Source organism: Amantichitinum ursilacus, from assembly GCF_001294205.1.
GTDB lineage: Bacteria > Pseudomonadota > Gammaproteobacteria > Burkholderiales > Chitinibacteraceae > Amantichitinum > Amantichitinum ursilacus.
Window position 1 is genome coordinate 269,117 of sequence record NZ_LAQT01000001.1, and the last position, 17,576, is coordinate 286,692.

11 protein-coding genes are annotated in these 17,576 nt (G+C 60.3%); 6 read left to right on the forward strand and 5 right to left on the reverse strand.

All coding sequences use genetic code 11. The annotated features are described in order from the left end of the window. Positions 1 to 97 precede the first annotated feature (97 nt). From WG78_RS01175 to ung, 3 genes are read left to right on the forward strand one after another with little or no spacing between them, the layout of a single operon-like run. Entirely contained in the window at positions 98 to 976 is an 879-nt protein-coding gene (locus tag WG78_RS01175; RefSeq protein ID WP_236691957.1) for a TrmH family RNA methyltransferase, read from the forward strand. Positions 977 to 1,012: 36 nt separating this feature from the next. Beyond that, entirely contained in the window at positions 1,013 to 1,525 is a 513-nt protein-coding gene (locus tag WG78_RS01180; RefSeq protein ID WP_053935949.1) for a hypothetical protein, read from the forward strand. After that, positions 1,515 to 2,189, forward strand: a complete 675-nt coding sequence (gene ung / locus WG78_RS01185; RefSeq protein WP_152969005.1) for a uracil-DNA glycosylase — start codon at positions 1,515 to 1,517, stop codon at positions 2,187 to 2,189. Before WG78_RS01180 ends, ung begins: the two co-directional genes overlap by 11 nt. A 135-nt stretch (positions 2,190 to 2,324) precedes the next feature. Here ung and WG78_RS01190 read toward each other — a convergent pair whose 3' ends face one another. After that, positions 2,325 to 4,427, reverse strand: a complete 2,103-nt coding sequence (locus tag WG78_RS01190) for a 5'-nucleotidase C-terminal domain-containing protein (protein WP_053935950.1) — start codon at positions 4,425 to 4,427, stop codon at positions 2,325 to 2,327. 206 nt (positions 4,428 to 4,633) lie between these two features. On the opposite strand from WG78_RS01190, the gene WG78_RS01195 reads away from it, so the two are divergent. Further along, complete coding sequence (locus WG78_RS01195) at positions 4,634 to 6,427, forward strand: monovalent cation:proton antiporter-2 (CPA2) family protein (protein WP_053935951.1); 1,794 nt, start codon at positions 4,634 to 4,636, stop codon at positions 6,425 to 6,427. 125 nt (positions 6,428 to 6,552) lie between these two features. Continuing rightward, positions 6,553 to 8,244 carry a glycoside hydrolase family 9 protein gene (locus WG78_RS01200; protein WP_053935952.1) on the forward strand — a complete coding sequence of 564 codons (1,692 nt, stop codon included), beginning with the start codon at positions 6,553 to 6,555 and terminating at the stop codon, positions 8,242 to 8,244. An 88-nt stretch (positions 8,245 to 8,332) separates the two neighbouring features. Here WG78_RS01200 and WG78_RS01205 read toward each other — a convergent pair whose 3' ends face one another. Together WG78_RS01205 and WG78_RS01210 are read right to left on the reverse strand one after the other, a co-directional pair. Beyond that, a complete protein-coding gene (locus WG78_RS01205) occupies positions 8,333 to 11,218 on the reverse strand; it encodes a PAS domain S-box protein (protein ID WP_053935953.1) in 2,886 nt (961 codons plus the stop codon). Then, positions 11,218 to 13,116: an ATP-binding cassette domain-containing protein gene (locus WG78_RS01210; RefSeq protein WP_053935954.1), complete on the reverse strand. Its 1,899-nt coding sequence runs from the start codon at positions 13,114 to 13,116 to the stop codon at positions 11,218 to 11,220. The genes WG78_RS01205 and WG78_RS01210 overlap by 1 nt, the downstream gene beginning before the upstream one ends. Before the next feature lie 97 nt (positions 13,117 to 13,213). Between WG78_RS01210 and WG78_RS01215 the strand changes: the two genes are divergently transcribed. Beyond that, complete coding sequence (locus tag WG78_RS01215; protein WP_161805044.1) at positions 13,214 to 14,758, forward strand: MltF family protein; 1,545 nt, start codon at positions 13,214 to 13,216, stop codon at positions 14,756 to 14,758. Positions 14,759 to 14,836: 78 nt separating this feature from the next. Here WG78_RS01215 and WG78_RS01220 read toward each other — a convergent pair whose 3' ends face one another. Next, positions 14,837 to 15,988 carry a trans-sulfuration enzyme family protein gene (locus WG78_RS01220; RefSeq protein ID WP_053935956.1) on the reverse strand — a complete coding sequence of 384 codons (1,152 nt, stop codon included), beginning with the start codon at positions 15,986 to 15,988 and terminating at the stop codon, positions 14,837 to 14,839. A gap of 45 nt (positions 15,989 to 16,033) precedes the next feature. After that, on the reverse strand, positions 16,034 to 17,401 hold the full coding sequence (locus WG78_RS01225) for a pyridoxal-phosphate dependent enzyme (protein ID WP_053935957.1): 1,368 nt from the start codon (positions 17,399 to 17,401) through the stop codon (positions 16,034 to 16,036). Positions 17,402 to 17,576 lie beyond the last annotated feature (175 nt).

Here is a 17,576-nt window from a genome sequence, read left to right on the forward strand (position 1 = left end):
CACCCAAAGCCATAACCACGGGCCGCGAAATGGGCCGCGATATGGGCGGGCGGCTTTGAATGGTGGGTCATGACCCACCCTATGCGATGGTGGCTTGTTGATCGGTTTGCGCGGGGTGGGCGTCTTCGTGGCCGATGCAATGATGTCCGACCGCGCCGCACGCGGTATCATCTCGCCTTTCTCGTCGTTAGCCCCCAATCCCATGGATCTGATCCAGTCCGCGCAGAACCCGCTCTACAAGCTCTGCCACAAGCTTGCCGAAAACCGACGCGACCGCCTCAAGCTTGGCCAGACCTTGCTGGATGGCCCGCACCTGGTGGCGGCGGCACTGGATGCCGGCTGGCCGCTGGAACGCATCCTGATCAGCCAGAGCGGCCTGCAGCGCCCGGAGCACCAAGCCTTGCTGGCACGCCATGGCAAAGCGCCGGCGCTGCTGGATGACGCGCTGTTCGCCACGCTGACCGAGCTACCCAGCGCCACCGGCCTGATCGCACTGGCCGCTATCCCCAATGCGCCCGCTGTGCGCCACGCTGGCCTGTGCTTATGGCTGGATGGTGTGCAAGATCCGGGCAATGTCGGTGCGATACTGCGCACCGCGGCGGCGGCAGGCGTGCAGCAAGTGGCGTTGTCGCTGCATAGCGCCGACGTCTGGTCGCCGCGCGTTTTGCGTGCGGGCATGGGGGCGCATTTTGCGCTGGAGATCGTCGAACGTGCCGATCTGTTGGCCGCCGCCAGCCAGTTTAAAGGCCGCATTGCCGCGCTGGTGCTCGACGGCGCAATCGATCTGTATGACAGTGATCTGCGCGGCGATGTCGCCCTGGTGATGGGCGCGGAAGGTCAGGGCGTCAGCGCCGAGCTGGAAGCGGCCGCCACCTTGCGCCTGAAGATCGCCATGCAGCCCGGCATCGAATCGCTCAACGTCGGCCACGCCGCCGCCATCTGCCTGTACGAGCGCGTACGGCAGAGCCGCGTATAATCTCGCCTCAGTCCAGTCCGCCCACGAGTGTCCGCCATGTCCGCGTCCAATTTGTCCGCCTCGGCGGAAAGCTTTTACGTGCCGGCCACCTTGCCGCTGCGCTGGTCCAGCCAGCCGGGGCAAAGCGCGCTGGAAGCCACGCGTTATCTGCAAGTGCTGATGCTGTTGGAGCATCCCGAAGACGATGAGCCCGATCCGCTGCAACGGCGACTGGATCTGCAATTGCTGTGGCTGGGCCGCTTGCTGACGCCGCACACGCCAGCGCCCGCGGACGTGCAGTTTGGACTGGATGATCTGCTCTGGACTTCGACCCAACCGTTGCTGGCCGGGCAGCAAGGCTGGCTGGACGTGTCGCTGAGTCACGAATTCGCTTATCTGATCAGCCTGCCGCTGGAAATCATCGCCGCCGAGCCGCAAGGCGACACCTGGCAAATCCGCGCCCGCTATCTGTGGCCGCAACAATCCCTGCGCGAGGCGTTTGAACGCGTGCTGTTCAGTCGCCATCGCGTGCATATCCGTACTTTGCGTGGAGCAAGTCTTGATTCTTGATGCCGTACCCGCCGCCTGGCAACCGCTGCTGCAATCGCTGCGACACGATCCCGTTCTGCTGGCCTTGTCTGATTTTCTGGAGGCCGAAGCCGCCGCCGGCAAGGCCATCTACCCGCCGCGCGAACACTGGTTTGCCGCCCTCGAACATACCCGGCCTGACGACGTGCGCGTGGTGATCCTGGGGCAAGACCCGTACCACGGTCCGGGCCAGGCGCACGGGCTGAGTTTTTCGGTGCCACCGGGTGTGCGCATGCCGCCGTCGCTCAACAACATCTGGAAAGAACTGGCGCGTGATTTTGGCCTGACGCCGCCGCAACACGGCACGTTAACGCGCTGGGCCGAGCAGGGCGTGTTGCTGCTGAACACGGTGTTGACCGTTGAAGCCAACAAGGCCGCGTCGCATGCCAAACGCGGTTGGGAAATTCTGACCGACACGCTGATCCGCGAACTGGCCGCGCGTGAAACCGGCGTGGTGTTTTTGCTGTGGGGCAGCCACGCGCAGAAAAAAGCGGCCCTGATCGACCGCCAGCGCCACTGCGTGCTGGAGTCGGTGCACCCCTCGCCGCTGTCCGCCTATCGCGGTTTTATCGGCTGCGGCCACTTCAGCGCCGCCAACCAGTACCTGCAACAGCACGGCCGCACGCCCATCGACTGGGCGATCTGATGCCGCCCAACGTGTGTCCGAAGAAAGTATAGGGTGGGTCTAGACCCACCACCCAAAGCCATTCGCAATTGCTGCGACCTTGGCAAACCACTTTGAGTGGTGGGTCTAGACCCACCCTATGAGACAGCGGTTACATCACTGCGCCAGGTTTAACTGATATTGCGTCAGCGACGTCACCGGGTCTGGCGTGGTGCTGTACACGCTCAGGTTGGTCACGCCATGCGCCGCTGCTAGCGCCAGACTGCTGGCCACGCTGCTGAACACCACCGGGCCGGACGGCGTCGCGGTCTTCACAAACGACCAGCTGCGCGCGCTGCCATAGGTGGCCAGGTCCAGCGTGTTGGCGCGTTTGATGTAGTTGATCAACACATCGCGGCTGGCATCGGGCGCCTTCAGCACGATATCGCCGGTGCCACCCACCAGTCCCGGAAAGTTGCCACCACCGCTGGCGCGGTAGTTGTTGGTGACCACCAGAAACTGCGCATTCAGATCCAGCGCCGCGCCGTTATAGGTCAGGTTGGCCACGCGCGAACCTACCGGCTTGGTCACGTCGATCTGGTATTGCAGCTTGTTGCCCTCGGCGTACAGCGCGTCAAAGTTGAAGGTCGGGAACGCCGTGTTGACCAGTTGCTGCACATCGGTCTTGCTGATGTCGATCTGGTTAAACTGCTGCGCGCTCATTTCCAGCCACTGCCGCACGATATCGCCCGATACGCGCACCACTTGCAGCGTGTTGGGGTACAGGTACAAGTCCGCCGCGTTGTTGATGGCAATCGGGCCTTGCTTCACAAAGGTAAAGTCGCCCGGACCATTGCGGCCACCCTTGAACGGCGCAGCGGCCGACAGCACCGGCAGATTGCCCCAGCTCGGGTTGTTGGCGGCCACATAGCTCTTCAGATAATCGATCTGCGCCATGTTGACGATCTGCAGCGCAGACACGTCGCCTTGCAGCGCGTAATAGGTCGACATATCAAAGCTGGCGGTGCCAATCGGCGTTTTTACATAAGCAACAGTGGCGTCATTCACCGACTGCACCAGCGCTTCCAGGCTGGTATCCGGTGTTACATAAGTGGCCGGGGTAGTGCCTGCGGCGGCCGTCAGCAGCGTGGTCTGGCGGGCGACTTTGGTGGCGGTCTTGTTGATGCTCCATTTGCCATCCGCATAAGCCAGTTGCAATTGCACGGTGCCCAGGTTGTTGCCCCACTGGCCCGGCTGCACGGTCGGCACGCCGTTGATAAAGCCATTGACCACATCCACACCCGGCTGGCCGGCAAAGGTGGATTTGCCACTGTTATCGGGGAACAGCAGATGCTGGTGGCCCGTCAGCAAGACGTCGATGCCCGGCACCTGGCTCAGGTAGCCCGCCCCGTTTTCCATATCCGGCGCATACGGCGTCACCATATCGATGCCGCCATGTGCCAGCGCCACGATGATGTCCGCGCCCGCTGCTTTCATTTCGGGAATGTACTTCTGCGCGGTTTCTTTCCAGCCCGTTACCAGCACATGGCCTTCCAGATTGCCTTTGTCCCACTGCATGATCGGCGGCGGCGCAAAGCCGATTACGCCGACCTTGATGGTGGCGTCGAACAGCTTGCCGTTAGCATCCTTGGCTTTAAAGGTGCGTTCCAGAATCTGGTAGGGCTTGAAGATGGGTGTTTGCGTGGCTGCGGACACCACGTTGGCCGACACAAACGGAAAGCTGGGAGCCGCACACGTGGCCGCATTGCCCGGATTGGTTTTGCTGGTGCCTTTGCTGATGCCGGCCAGTTTGAAGTCGGTGTTGGTGACTTGGGACAAAAATGGCAGGCCGTAATTGAACTCATGGTTGCCCATGGTGCCGGCGTCATAACCCAGCTGGTTCATCTGCTTGTACACGGCCAGCATGTCGGAACATTGCACCGGATTGATCAGCGCCTGGTAGTCCGACAGCACGGTGCCCTGGATGGTGTCGCCGTTATCAAACAGCAGCGAATTGGCCCACTGCTTGCGCGCATTGGCGATCAGCGTGGCGGTGCGATCCAGACCGTAGCTTTTGTCTTCGGCCAGTTTGTAATAATCGTAGCCGACCACATTGGAGTGGATGTCGCTGGTTTCCAGGATGGCCACATCCATGGTGCTGCCGGCGGGCAGGAGGGTGGTGCCCACCGGGCCATCGTTGCCACTGCCGCAGGCGCTCAGCAGCGCGGCGACGGCGGTCAGGCCCAGTACGGATTGCAGAGTGCGCGTTGACGTTATCATTTCTTGACGACTTCCTTGCGTGAGAGGTTCGCGCAGTATCAAGAAGCGATGTGACTGGTTCGTTACAGGCGTTACAAAACAGATACACCGTCCAACCGGTCAGGCAAGCCGCATCCGCTGCCGATCTAGCCCATCTGCCGGTTTGGCCGGGCGGCGAGGGCAGGTTACACTCGCGCATTCCCCCTTACACCCACGGCCGCACCCTGATGCCCGGATTGACCCAAGCCATACTTTTGCTGGCCGCCGCCGTACTGGTGGTGCCGATTCTCAAGCGCTTTGGCCTGGCCGCCGTGCTGGGTTATCTGGTCGCCGGCGTGCTGATCGGGCCATGGGGCCTCAAGCTGGTGGGCGAGCCCGAACAGATTCTGCAAACCACGGAATTTGGCGTGGTGCTGCTGATGTTTGTGATCGGGCTGGAATTGCAGCCGTCGCGGCTGTGGGTGCTGCGCCGTGCGGTGTTTGGCCTGGGCGGCGCGCAGGTGGTGTTGTGCAGCCTGGCGCTTGGCAGTATCGCCATGGCGTGCGGGCTGAGCTGGGAAGCCGCCGCCGTGGTGGGTGTTTCATTGTCTATGTCCTCTACCGCCTTTGTATTGCAGATGCTGGCCGAAAAAAACCAGCTGACCACGCAATACGGCCGCGACGCGTTCGCCGTGTTGTTGTTCCAGGATTTGTCGGTGATTCCGGTGCTGGCCGCGCTGCCGTGGCTATCACCCGGGCATGTGGATCAATCCGGTATTCCGTTGTGGATGTCGCTGTTGGCGCTGGTTGCCATCATCGCGGCCGGACGTTTTTTGCTGCGGCCGGCGTTTGGCCTGGTGGCGCGCGCCAAGAGCCGCGATCTGCTGACGATGGCTACGTTGCTGGTGGTCACCGGCACCGCATGGTTGATGGAAGCGGCGGGACTCAGCATGAGCCTGGGCGCGTTTGTCGCGGGCGTACTGCTGGCCGATTCCGAATTCCGCCACGAAGTCGAAGCCAATATCGAGCCATTTAAAGGCGTGCTGCTGGGTATGTTCTTTGTCGCGGTCGGGCTGTCCGCCAATATGGGGTTGCTGGTCGCCAAGCCCTTACTGGTGGTGCTGCTGGCGGTGGGCTTGATGGTGGTCAAGGCACTGATCTTGTGGGGCATCGAGCGCGTGGCCGGTGCCACTGGCAAGGTGTCGCGTCGCTTTGCGGTGTATCTGTGCCAGGGTGGCGAATTCGCGTTTGTGCTGCTGTCGCTGGCGGATGAAGGCCGCATCCTGCCGCAAGCCACCGCGCAGTTGCTCAGCCTGGCCGTCACCTTGTCGATGGCGCTGACGCCGTTTGTGGTATTGGGCCACGAACGCATCATCGTGCCGTGGCGCGAAAAGCGCGCGACCCGCGAATTTGATGAGCTGCCCGAGCTGGATAACCCGGTCATCGTGGCGGGCTTTGGTCGCTTTGGCCAAGTGGTGGCGCGGATGCTGCGCTCGAAACGCATCAAGGCCACGCTTCTGGAGATCAGTCCCGACCAGGTCGATTTTGTGAAGCGCTTTGGCAACCAGGTGTATTACGGCGATGCATCGCGCGTGGATTTGCTGCGTGCGGCCGGTGCCGACAAGGCCAAAGTGTTTGTGTTGGCCATCGACGATATTCCCGCCTCGATCAAAACCGCAGAAACCGTGCGCGAACACTTTCCGCATCTGAAGATTTTTGCGCGCGCACGTAACCGTTTTCATTATTACCGGTTGATGGATCTGGGCGTGGAATCGGCGGTGCGCGAGACCTTTCCGGCCAGCGTGGAGTTGGGTATTGATGTGCTGGAAGCGCTGGGCACCACGCGCCTGGACGCCGAACGCACGGGCCGTATCTTCCGCCAGCATGACGAGGCGCTGCTGCAACGGCAGATGGCGATCTATCACGACGAGGACAAACTGATTCAGGCCTCGCGCGATGCCATGCAAGAGCTGGAGGCCTTGTTTGAGGCCGATGAAATCCCGAGCGAGCCCGCGCCGTACCATCCGGCAGAAGCGCGCTAATTTGATCGGACGTAGCTGCAATACGTTTCGCCGGGCGCGTCTTTTGCCCGGCTTGTCCGCCCACTTGGTCACCCCGCCGCGTGGTGCCAGACTGGCGGCTTCGGCTCATCACAAAAGTCACCGCCATGAAAATCCTGCTGAACCATGTTGGCTATACGCCGTCCGCGCGCAAGGCTGCGCTGATCGAGGCGCCCGCCGCCGCGCCGCTGACCGGCTTTACCGTCTATGACGCCGAGACACGCGCCGCCGTGCATACCGGCGCGCTGGTGGCCACCGGTGGCGTCGACCAGTGGAAAGACTGGCATTTCTGGAGTGCGGATTTCTCTGCGGTGGCGACGCCCGGCGAGTACTTCATCGTGGTCGATGGGCCGCAGCCCGCGCTGACCTCGCATACCTTCGCTATCGCGGCCGATCTGTTTGGCGGCCAGATGCTGTCGGACCTGGTGCATTACATCAAAGGCCAGCGCTGCACCGGGTTGTACGACCTTGCTGATCGCAGCCGCCCCAAATTTGGCAGCGACGAGCGCCGCGATGTGCATGGCGGCTGGTTTGATGCTTCGGGCGACTGCTCCAAATATCTGTCGCATTTGTCGGTCGCCAATTTCATGAATCCACAGCAAACGCCGCAGGTGGTATGGAATCTGATTGATGGCTGGGCGCAATTGCCGCCGCAGCTCAAGTGGTTTAACGAACGCATGGTGGACGAAGCGCTGCATGGCGCGGATTTTCTGCTGCGTATGCAAGACCCGGCGGGCTTCTTTTACATGACCTTGTTTGACCGCTGGAGCAAAGACGAAAACCAGCGTGATCTGTGCGCATACGCCACGCAGCAAGGCACCAAGTCAGACCGCTATCAGGCTGCGTTTCGCCAGGGGGGCGGCATGGCGATTGCGGCGCTGGCGCGCGCCAGCCAGTTGCCACGGGATGGCGAGTTTTCGCGCGAACAATATCTGCACGCGGCGCGTAGCGGCTTTGCCCATCTGCAAGCACACAATCTCGAATACCTGGACGATGGCGCGGAAAACATCATTGATGATTTCTGCGCCTTGCTGGCCGCCACCGAATTGCTGGCGGTGACGGGCGAGGGCGAATATGCCGACGCTGCCATCCGCCGCGCGCTTGATCTGCTGCAACGCCAAAGCGCGGCCGGCTGGTTTGCCGCTGATGCAACCGGCGAGCGCAGCTGGTTCCACGCCGCCGATGCCGGTTTGCCGCTGATTGCGTTGCAGCGCTATGTGGAGGTGGTGCCCAGCAGCCCGGCGGCCGGGCGTATCCGCGCGGCATTACGCGATGCTTATGAATTTGAAATCGGCATCACCTTTAATGATGTCAACAACCCGTTTGGCTATCCGCGCCAGTACGTCAAGCAGCCGGGCAGCGCGGGCCAGACGCAGTTTTTTATTCCGCACGATAACGGCACCGGCTACTGGTGGCAGGGCGAAAACGCGCGTCTGGGCTCGCTGGCTGCGGCCGCGTCGCGCGCGCAAACGCTGTTTGAAGGCGAGGATGATCTGGTGGCCGCGTTGGAACGTTACGCCCAAAGCGCGCTGGACTGGGTGCTCGGCGCCAATCCCTACGACGCCTGCATGCTGCAAGGTTGGGGTCGCAACAACCCGCGCTACGAACCGGGCTATTACAACGCGCCGGGCGGCGTATGTAATGGCATCACGGCCGGTTTTGAGAATGAACGCGATATCGACTTCAAAAAATCCGAAATAGCCACCATGGCGCACAGCTGGCGTTGGGGCGAGCAATGGATGCCGCATGGCGCGTGGTTGTTTAATGCGCTGTGCCAGCGCTTTCCGCGCGCCGATTGACCGGGATTGCGGCTGGATCGAATGAATGAAATAAAAACGGGGCGTCCATTTGGATACCCCGTTTTATCTGGCCCGTTAATTCGATGCTTTAATCGTCTTCGCCCACCGGAATCCACACCGTAAACACCGCGCCGCCATGCGGATGATTGCTGGCCACAATGCGGCCGCCGTGGTCTTCCATAATCTGTTTGCTGATGGCCAGGCCCAGGCCGGTGCCGCTGACGCTGGAACGCACGCGCGTGCTCTGGATAAACTTGTCGAAAATCGCATCGAGTTCGTTATCGGGAATGCCGGGGCCATGATCGCGCACCGTCAAGCCAATGGCGGGCGCGCCGTCCAGCGTGGCGTCGCTGATAAAATTGATTTCGATGGTGCTTTCTGGTGGGCCAAATTTTATGGCATTCGACAATAGATTAACCACCACCTGCATCATGCGTGATTGGTCAAACCAGCCTTCCAGTGGCGGTGTCATATCATCGACAAACAGCTTGAGATGTTTGCCCGCCAGCAATGGCGCAATTTCGTTGGCCGCGCCTTGCACGGTGTGTTGCAAACAATGCCGCGTTTTGTCGTAACGCATCTTGTTGGCTTCCAGCCGCGACATATCCAGCAAATCATTCAGCAATACCAGCAAGCGATTGCCGCTGGAATGAATGCGTTCAAAATAACGCGCCATCGCTTGCGGATCGGCTTTGCCTGATTTGGAAATGCCCATTTCAGAGAAGCTAAGAATGGCGTGCATGGGCGTACGCAATTCGTGTGACATATTGGCGAGGAACGCGGATTTGGACACGTTGGCTTCTTCGGCCGATTCTTTGGCCTCCACCAGGCGTGATTCGATATCCTTGAGGTGCGAAATATTGGTCAGAAAGGCGAATGCATATTCCAGTCGCTGTTGCTCATCATTAATTGAGGCCGAATTAACCAGAAACGGCAGTTTTCGCCCGGTGTTATCAGGCAGACTGATTTCGGCAATATGACTGACGCCATTGCCGTCTTTAACCAGTTGTTCGGGGAATAATTGCTGCGCGGTATCGCCCCACAACATATGCGGTTGCTTGCCGATCAAATCTTCGCGCCGAAAGCCCAATTGCTGGCAGAACGCATTGTTGACGTCCACAATATGCCGATGCGTATCAATCAGAATAAAGCCATCGGCCGTGGTGTCGATAATGGTGCGCTTTAGCCGCTCGGACTGGCGCAAAGCCTGCGCGGCAATCCGTTGCGCGGTGACGTCTTCCACCACCGTAATCATGCCTTTGCCCGGATCGCCCGGCACCAGCGCCTTGGCATATAGCATGGCCCAGAAGCCAGAATGATCGCGCCGATATAATTCAATTTCGCCGCGAAATACGCCCCCGGTATTGATGCGACCCCAGATGGCGCTGATCAATTCGGAATAACGCTCTTCCGAAGCATGAATAACGCGGGTGGGCAATCCGATAATATCGCTGGCGGCATAGCCAAACAGAATCTCGAATGCCGGGTTAACCAGGCGGATGGTGTTGCGCACCGACAGCATGATGGCCAGCGGGCTGGCATCCAGCACCGTACGGATTTCGGCGGTGCGTTCCAGTACCAGATCTTGCAAATGATCGCGGTGGCGGCGCAATTCGCGTTCGGAGTTTTGTTGCTCGGTAATGTCGCGCACCGTGGTGCACGCATACGCTTCCTGGAAAAATTCGATGTAATTAAAGGTGATTTCCACTGGCAATAGATTGCCACTGCGATCGCGTTGATGCGTGATATAGACCAGGCGTTTATCAACGGTGAGCTTGTACCAGAAGTCCTGCCATTGCGGATCGGTGATATTGGGAAATAGATCGAGAAAGCGATAAGTAACCAATTCTTCATTGGTATAACCGCTGCTCATTGATGCGGCACGATTGGCGTAACGAATAAATGCTTGTCGATCGGCCCAAAGCATCGCATCGGGCGCTTCATCCACGGTAAATTGCGTTAAATACAAACGTGATTCAATCTGTTCCACCCGACGAATCTGGCGCAGCAGGATATATAGCAATACGCTCACCACCAGAATCAATACAATCGCTGAAATAGCACGGCTGACCAGGTCGCTATGGAATTTCTGCATGACGGTATTGACGTCTGAGCTGACGCTAACCACCAACGGCAAATCGCCATTGGACACCAGATAGGTCAATAACTCATCGGAGCCTTCGCTGCCCATATCGCGGTAATGCGAGCCGGGTGCGGATTCCGGACCATTAAAGCGCACGCCATCCGGCTGACGCACATTGCGCCCCAGTTCAGCCAGCGCAAACGGGTAATTCATCAAAACGACACCGTCGCTGCGCAATAATTTGATATGCGTGCCGCGCGGCAATTTCAGCGAATCATAAAAGCGCGTGAAATACGCCGGATCAATGCCGGTTAACAGTACGCCGCCAAAGCTGCCGTCCTGCTTATTAATGCGATGCGATACCGGAATCAGCCAGCGGCCATCGGTGCGCGATAGCACCGGCGGCGACAGCAAAAAGCGCGCGTCGTCCACGTCGCGGTGATAGCTGAAATACGTGCGGTCCGACATATCCATCGGCTTGGACGGATAGCGCAGGCTGCTGCTGTGCAAAATGCCCTGGCTGTCGATGGTGATCATCTCGCCCACTTGCGTGGTCTGCCGGGTGCGGTCGTGGGTTTCGGCGGAGAGGTCGTGTTCTTCGGTTGAATCGATACCGTTGCTGGCGGCCAGCCGTTCTATGGTGGCCTGTGCCGATTGCTCGGCGCCCAGAAAGGTGCGGCTGGCTTGCTCGTCCAGCGAGCGCGCCAGCAACAGATCTTGCGCACGTGCTTCTTCGATATTGGCGTTGTAGTCGCGTAAGGTGAGCCACGCCAGCGTCAAGCCGCTGAACAGCAGCAACGCAATATAAAACCAGAGTAAGGCCGTGCGCAGCGGCTTTAATGCGGGCTGCGGTGTGTGGTGGCGGTGCGCCAGGCGCTCAAGCCAGTTCATCAACTACCCTGTTGTCTGGCTTCCAGTTGTTCCCAGCGTTCCATTTTTTGCAGTAGATCGGTTTCGATCTGTTCAACCTGCTGTTGCATCTCGCGTGCCTTTTTTGGATCTTGATAAGTGGCCGGGTCCAGTAACGACGCCTGGACTTGCGCCAGCTGCGCTTCCAGCGACTCAAGATCAGCCGGCAAGCGTTCCAGTTCCCGCTGCTCGTTATAACTCAACTTGGCATTGCGCGTGCGTTGTCGGTCGGCCGGTTTGTCGGCTACCAACGGTGCTGGCTTTGCGGCCTCAACTCGTGCTTGTTGCATGCGCTGACGCGCAACTTGCCAATCCTGATAGCCGCCTGCGTTTTCCAGCAATACGCCATTGCCTTCAAAAGCAATGATTTGCGTGACCACATTGTCGAGAAAGGCCCGGTCATGCGACACCAGAAACACGGTGCCCGGATAGTCGATCAGCAACTGTTCCAGTAATTCGAGCGTATCAATATCCAGATCATTGGTCGGTTCGTCCAGCACCAGCACGTTAGCGGGGCGGGTAAAGAGGCGCGCAAGCAACAGCCGGTTGCGTTCGCCACCCGACAGCGAGCGCACCGGGCTGCGCGCGCGTTCGGCCGGAAACAGAAATTCTTCCAGATAACCCATGATGTGCTTGCGCTGGCCGCCGATCTCGACCCATTCATTGCCCTGGCTGACCACATCGGCCACGGAGGCATCTTCGTCCAGTTGCTCGCGGAACTGGTCAAAATAGGCGACTTCCAGCTTGGTGCCGTGGCTGACCGTGCCGCTATCGGGTTCCAGCTCGCCCAGCACTAATTTAAGGAAGGTGGTTTTACCGATGCCGTTGGCGCCGACCAGGCCGATCTTGTCGCCACGCAGCAGGCGCGAGGTGAAGTCGGTGATGATGGCTTTTTCGCCAAAGGCGAGGCTGACGTTTTCAAATTCCGCCACCAGCTTGCCCGAGCGTTCGCCCGCATCCACCTTGAACGACACATTGCCAACGCGTTCACGCCGCGCGGCGCGATCGCGGCGCAGTTGTTCCAGCCGACGCACGCGGCCTTCGTTACGCGTGCGGCGCGCTTCCACGCCTTTGCGGATCCACACTTCTTCGGCAGCCAGCACTTTGTCGAACTTGCGCGCGACGGTTTCTTCGGCCGCGATCAGTTCGGCTTTACGCGTTTCATAAGCGGTGAAGTTGCCAGGAAAGCTGGTGAGCGTGCCGCGATCCAGTTCCACAATGCGCGTGGCCACATTATCGAGAAAGCGCCGGTCGTGGGTGACGAACACCACGCAGCCGTTAAAGTTGTTGAGCAAACCTTCCAGCCATTCAATCGCTGACACATCCAGATGGTTGGTTGGCTCGTCCAGCAGCAGCAATTGCGGCTCGCAGACCAGGGCGCGCGCCAGGGCGACGCGTTTTTTCCAGCCGCCCGACAAATCCTTGATCTGTGTATGCGGCGGCAGGCCCAGCGTGGTGAGCGTGGAGGCGATCAGCGCATCAAAACGCCAACCATCGCGCGATTCCAGCGCGTGTTGCAGCGCCATCAGGCGGTCCAGCGCGGCTTCGCTGCCATCTTGCGCATCGGCGCAGGCGTGATAATCAATAATCAGCTGGCGCAAATCGCCCAGGCCCTCGGCCACCGCTTCAAACACGGTTTGCTCGGGCTGGAATTCGGGCTCTTGCGCCACAAACGCCATATGCGCCGATTGCGCGATGCGGATGTCGCCTTCGTCCAGTGCGTGCACGCCGGCAATCGCCTTCAGCAAGGTGGATTTGCCCTGGCCGTTGCGCCCGATCAAACCCACGCGTTCGCCTTCGTCCGCCGACAACATGGCGTGGTCGAGCAGGGGCCAGTGGCCGAAGGCAAGGCTGGCATTTTCTACATAGAGCAAGGGCATGGCGGGCAGCAATTCGCAAATTGGACAGGCCGCGATTATACGCGTGTGTGACGCGATCACTGGCACAACCACGCCAAACGCCCCTACAATGCTGGCCATGTCACAGGCCAAACCCCTGATTTTCCTCAATTTCCTGGCGATTTTACTGCTGTTGGGCAGCGCGCCAGGCTATGCCGCGAGCCATACCAAGGCGCACGCCAAGGCGACCAAAGCCGCTAAAACCCCGGCTAAAGCCAAGGATGCGTCCGTCGCCGACGCGACCGATGCCGCCGCCAATGGCGTGGCGGACGACGCCGATACCACCCTGGGCGACGCGGATTTCAATCCCTCTGACCCACCACGGCAGATACGCGTGCTGGTGGCGCTGGGCGCATCGACCTTCTTTTTTCAGCATGGACGCCCGCACGGCGTCGAGTATTCGATGCTGCAAGAGTTCGAAACCTGGTTAAACCGCAGTCGCGGCAAGAACGGCACGCCGATCAAGTTCACCTATTTGCCGGTGGACGCGGGCGAGTTGCTGCCGCAATTGCGCGCGGGCAAGGGCGACCTGGCGGCGGGGCTGATTCCTGCGTCCGCAGGCTTGAACCAACTGGCCGCCACATCAACGCCGTATCTGAAGGACACCTGGTGCGTGGTCCAGCCCAAAGGCGCAGCGTCGCTGAGCGACTGGAGTGCTTTGTCCGGCCACGCCTTAATGCAGCCACCGGCCAGCTACGCGCGCCGCGTGGTGACGCCCGACGTCAAAGTGCAATTGCAGGAGGCGGGCATCGGCACGACCGCGGAAAGCATCCTTGGCGAACTGAAAGACGACCAGGCGACCTTGGCCAGCCGCTATATCACCAAGCTCTGGAGCAAGCGCTTTGCCCAGATGCAGGTGGATGCCTGTGCGCCCGATGCCGTCGAATATGTCTGGGCCATGCCGCAAGACAAGCCGGTGTGGCAGACCCAGGTTAACCAGTTTCTGGCGGCCAAAGGCGATGGCCTGGCCAACCGCGCGCTGGCGGGCACGCAGCGCTATATCACCAAAGACAGTGACGGGCACGTCAGCAGCCCCGAGCAATTGTCGTCGATGGACAAGCTGGGCTTTTTTGCGCCGATGTTCCAACTGGTGGCCACGGCCAACAATATGGATTGGCTGTTGCTGGCCGCCATCGGGCAAAAAGAAACCTCGCTGAACCCAGTGGTGCGCACCAAAGGCGGTCCAACCGGACTGATGCAGATCAACCCGCTGACCGCGCGCAAAATGGGCGTCACCAATCCGCATGACAACCAGCAAAACGTGACTGCGGCGGCGCGCTATCTGGGTTATTTGCGCGATATGTTTACCAGTCCCAGCATCCGGCCCGACGACCAGATGGCCTTTATGATCGCTGCCTACAACGCGGGCGAAGGGCGCATCCAGCAATTGCGCAAAAAGGCGGCCGCACAAGGGCTGGACCCGGACAAGTGGAACGGCAATGTCGAAAAAGTGGCCCGGCAAAGCGTGGGCACGCATTTGCTGGCGTATGTAAATTCGGTAGGGCGGATTTACAGCTCGTATCAGAGCGCTTCAAAGGTGGCGTCCGCGCCCGAGGTGGCGGAGCGCGATGAGATGGGTAGCAAAGAAACCACCGGCGCATGGGGCGCCAAGCCGAAACGCTGACGTGCTGACGCTGCGTGGCGCAGATCAATCAAGGCCCGGCATTGCAGCAATGCCGGGCCTTGATTGATTGCGGCGGAATTACGCGGCTTGCAGCGCGGCCAAACCGGCGGCCAGGTCGGCCTGCAAATCCTCGATATGTTCTATCCCCACTGAAAAACGCAGCAGATTGGGGCCGATGCCACGGCCAACCCGATCCGCCTCCGGCAGCGACGCGTGCGTCATGAACCACGGCACATTCACCAGGCTTTCCACGCCGCCCAGGCTCTCGGCCAGCGTAAACAGCTTGAGTGCATTCAGAAAGCGCCGCACACCCGCATCGTCGGCATCCAGCCGCACGCTAACCACGCCGCCAAAGCCTTGCTTGAACTGCTGCTGCGCCAACGCGTGCTGCGGATGGCTGGCTAGCCCCGGATAGATTACGTCCTGCACGCCGACTTGCTGCTCCAGCCATTCGGCCAAGGCTTGCGCATTGCTGCAATGGCGTTGCATGCGCAGGCCCAGCGTTTTGAGGCCACGCAGCGCCAGAAAGCTGTCAAACGGGCTCATCACCGCACCGACCGCATTCTGCAGATAGCGCACGCGCTCGGCCAACTCGGGCGTACGCACAATCACCGCGCCGCCCAGCACATCGGAATGCCCATTCAGATATTTGGTGACCGAATGCAGCACGATATCCGCGCCCAGATCGAGCGGACGCAACAGGTACGGCGTGGCAAAGGTGGCATCAACCACTACCAGTGCGCCGACCGCATGCGCGGATTCGATCACGCTGGTAAGGTCGATGATTTTCAGCAGCGGATTGGTCGGGATTTCCAGCCACACCAGTTTGGTGTTGGCGGTGATGGTGGCTTTGAAAGCGGCCTCGTCGGCCACATAAGTAATGCGATGGCCTGCGCTGCGGCCGCGCACTTTTTCAAACAGACGCCATGCGCCGCCGTACAGATCATCAATCGCGACGATCTCGCTGCCCGCGTCGAGCAAATCCACGAGCGTCGCCATCGCGGCCAACCCTGAGGCGAAGGCAAAACCGGCCGCGCCACCTTCCAGTTCGGCCAGCGCTTGCTCGAAGGCATTGCGGGTGGGGTTGCCGCTGCGGATGTATTCATAGCCGGTGTGCTCGCCCGGCGCGGGCTGCGCGTAAGTGGAGCTGGTGTAAATCGGCGGCATCACCGCGCCAGTGGCATCGGGCGCGTAACCGGCGTGGACGGCCAGCGTATCGGGGTGGGGCATGCTTGCTCCTGCAAAGTCGGGGTTATGAATTCTGTGATAGCGCTGTTAGCGCTTGTTGCGCCAGTAATTGATTACGTCGGCTTGCGTAATCAGACCAATAAAGCGCGCTTGATCATTGACGATGAGGGCGACCTTGCCCTGGTTAAAGACCTGCAGCAAAGCGGCCATGCTATCGGCCGGCTTCAAAGTCACCAGATCGGTGCTCATGGTGTCGCGCACCGGCGCGGCAAAATGCGCGGGGGCGGCGCTGACGGCTTTCAGGATGTCCCATTCATCGATGATGCCGAGTACCTGGTCGTTGGCCTCCAATACTGGCAATTGCGAAATATCGTGCCGCCGCATGCGCGCATAAGCATCGGCCAGGCTTTCGTCGGCGCGCGCGGTAATGGTGGCGCCCTGGTCATGCCGCCGCGTGATCAGGTCGGTCAGGTCGCCGTGTTGCGGCAACTTCTGCAAGCCCTGGTCGATGAGCCAGCCTTCGTTGAACTGCTTGGACAGATATTTGTTGCCGCTATCTGCCACAAACGTCACCACGCGCTTGGGCGTGGTCTGCGCGCGGCAATAGCGTAGTGCCGCCGCCAACAGCGTACCGGTGGAAGAACCGGCCAGAATGGCCTCTTTCTCCAGCAACAAACGCGCGGTGGCGATGCTTTCTTCGTCGCTGATGCGATGCGCTTGCTGCACTTTGCTGAAGTCGGCCAACGGCGGAATAAAATCCTCGCCTATGCCCTCAACGCGCCAGCTACCCGCTTCGCCGTAGCTGCCGGTCTCAACATAATCAGCCAGCACCGAGCCGACCGGGTCGGCCAGAATAAACTCGACGTGCGGCGCAGCGCGGGCGAAGAAGTGCGACAGGCCGCTGAGCGTGCCGCTGGAGCCCACGCCGACCGCAATCGCATCAACGTCGTGCGCCATCTGCTGCCAGATTTCCGGGCCGGTGCCGTTTTCATGCGCGGCCGGGTTGGCCGGGTTGTTGAACTGATCGATATAGAACGCGCCTGGCGTCTCATCGGCCAGCCTGCGCGCGTAATCCTGGTAATAGGCCGGGTGGCCCTTGCCGACATCCGATCGCGTAATCAACACCTCGGCGCCCAGCGCTTTCAAGTTGGCAATCTTCTCCAGGCTCATCTTGTCCGGCACCACCAGCTTGAGCCTGTAGCCCTTGCGCGTGGCCACCAGCGCCAGGCCCAGGCCGGTATTGCCCGCGGTGGCTTCGATAATGGTGCCACCCGGTTGCAGGCGGCCATCACGCTCGGCTGCTTCAATCATGGTGAGCGCAATGCGGTCTTTGATGGAGCCACCGGGGTTCTGGTTTTCCAGTTTGACAAACAGCTCACACAGGCCGGTGTCGATGCGGGTGATTTTGAGTAGGGGCGTCTGGCCGATCAGGCCTAGCAGGGCGTCTTGTGACATGGCGGAAAATCCTGCGCCACGCGTCGATTGTGTCGGCGGCGGCGAGTGGTTTTAGGGGGATGAAATGGGCGCGGCATGCAGCGCGCTGCGCTCTTCGGTATAGCCCGCAAATGCTTGTGGCATGCGGGAGTGGGCAGTCTAGCGACGCGGCGAAACGGTGTTAAAGAATTAGGAG

Bases quoted from the DNA above. Each gene is read 5' to 3' on its own strand.
- WG78_RS01225 (WP_053935957.1), bottom strand. From the start codon at position 17,401: ATGTCACAAGACGCCCTGCTAGGCCTGATCGGCCAGACGCCCCTACTC.
- WG78_RS01215 (WP_161805044.1), top strand. From the start codon at position 13,214: ATGTCACAGGCCAAACCCCTGATTTTCCTCAATTTCCTGGCGATTTTA.
- WG78_RS01205 (WP_053935953.1), bottom strand. From the start codon at position 11,218: ATGAACTGGCTTGAGCGCCTGGCGCACCGCCACCACACACCGCAGCCC.
- WG78_RS01190 (WP_053935950.1), bottom strand. From the start codon at position 4,427: ATGATAACGTCAACGCGCACTCTGCAATCCGTACTGGGCCTGACCGCC.
- WG78_RS01220 (WP_053935956.1), bottom strand. From the start codon at position 15,988: ATGCCCCACCCCGATACGCTGGCCGTCCACGCCGGTTACGCGCCCGAT.
- WG78_RS01200 (WP_053935952.1), top strand. From the start codon at position 6,553: ATGAAAATCCTGCTGAACCATGTTGGCTATACGCCGTCCGCGCGCAAG.
- WG78_RS01180 (WP_053935949.1), top strand. From the start codon at position 1,013: ATGTCCGCGTCCAATTTGTCCGCCTCGGCGGAAAGCTTTTACGTGCCG.
- WG78_RS01210 (WP_053935954.1), bottom strand. From the start codon at position 13,116: ATGCCCTTGCTCTATGTAGAAAATGCCAGCCTTGCCTTCGGCCACTGG.
- WG78_RS01195 (WP_053935951.1), top strand. From the start codon at position 4,634: ATGCCCGGATTGACCCAAGCCATACTTTTGCTGGCCGCCGCCGTACTG.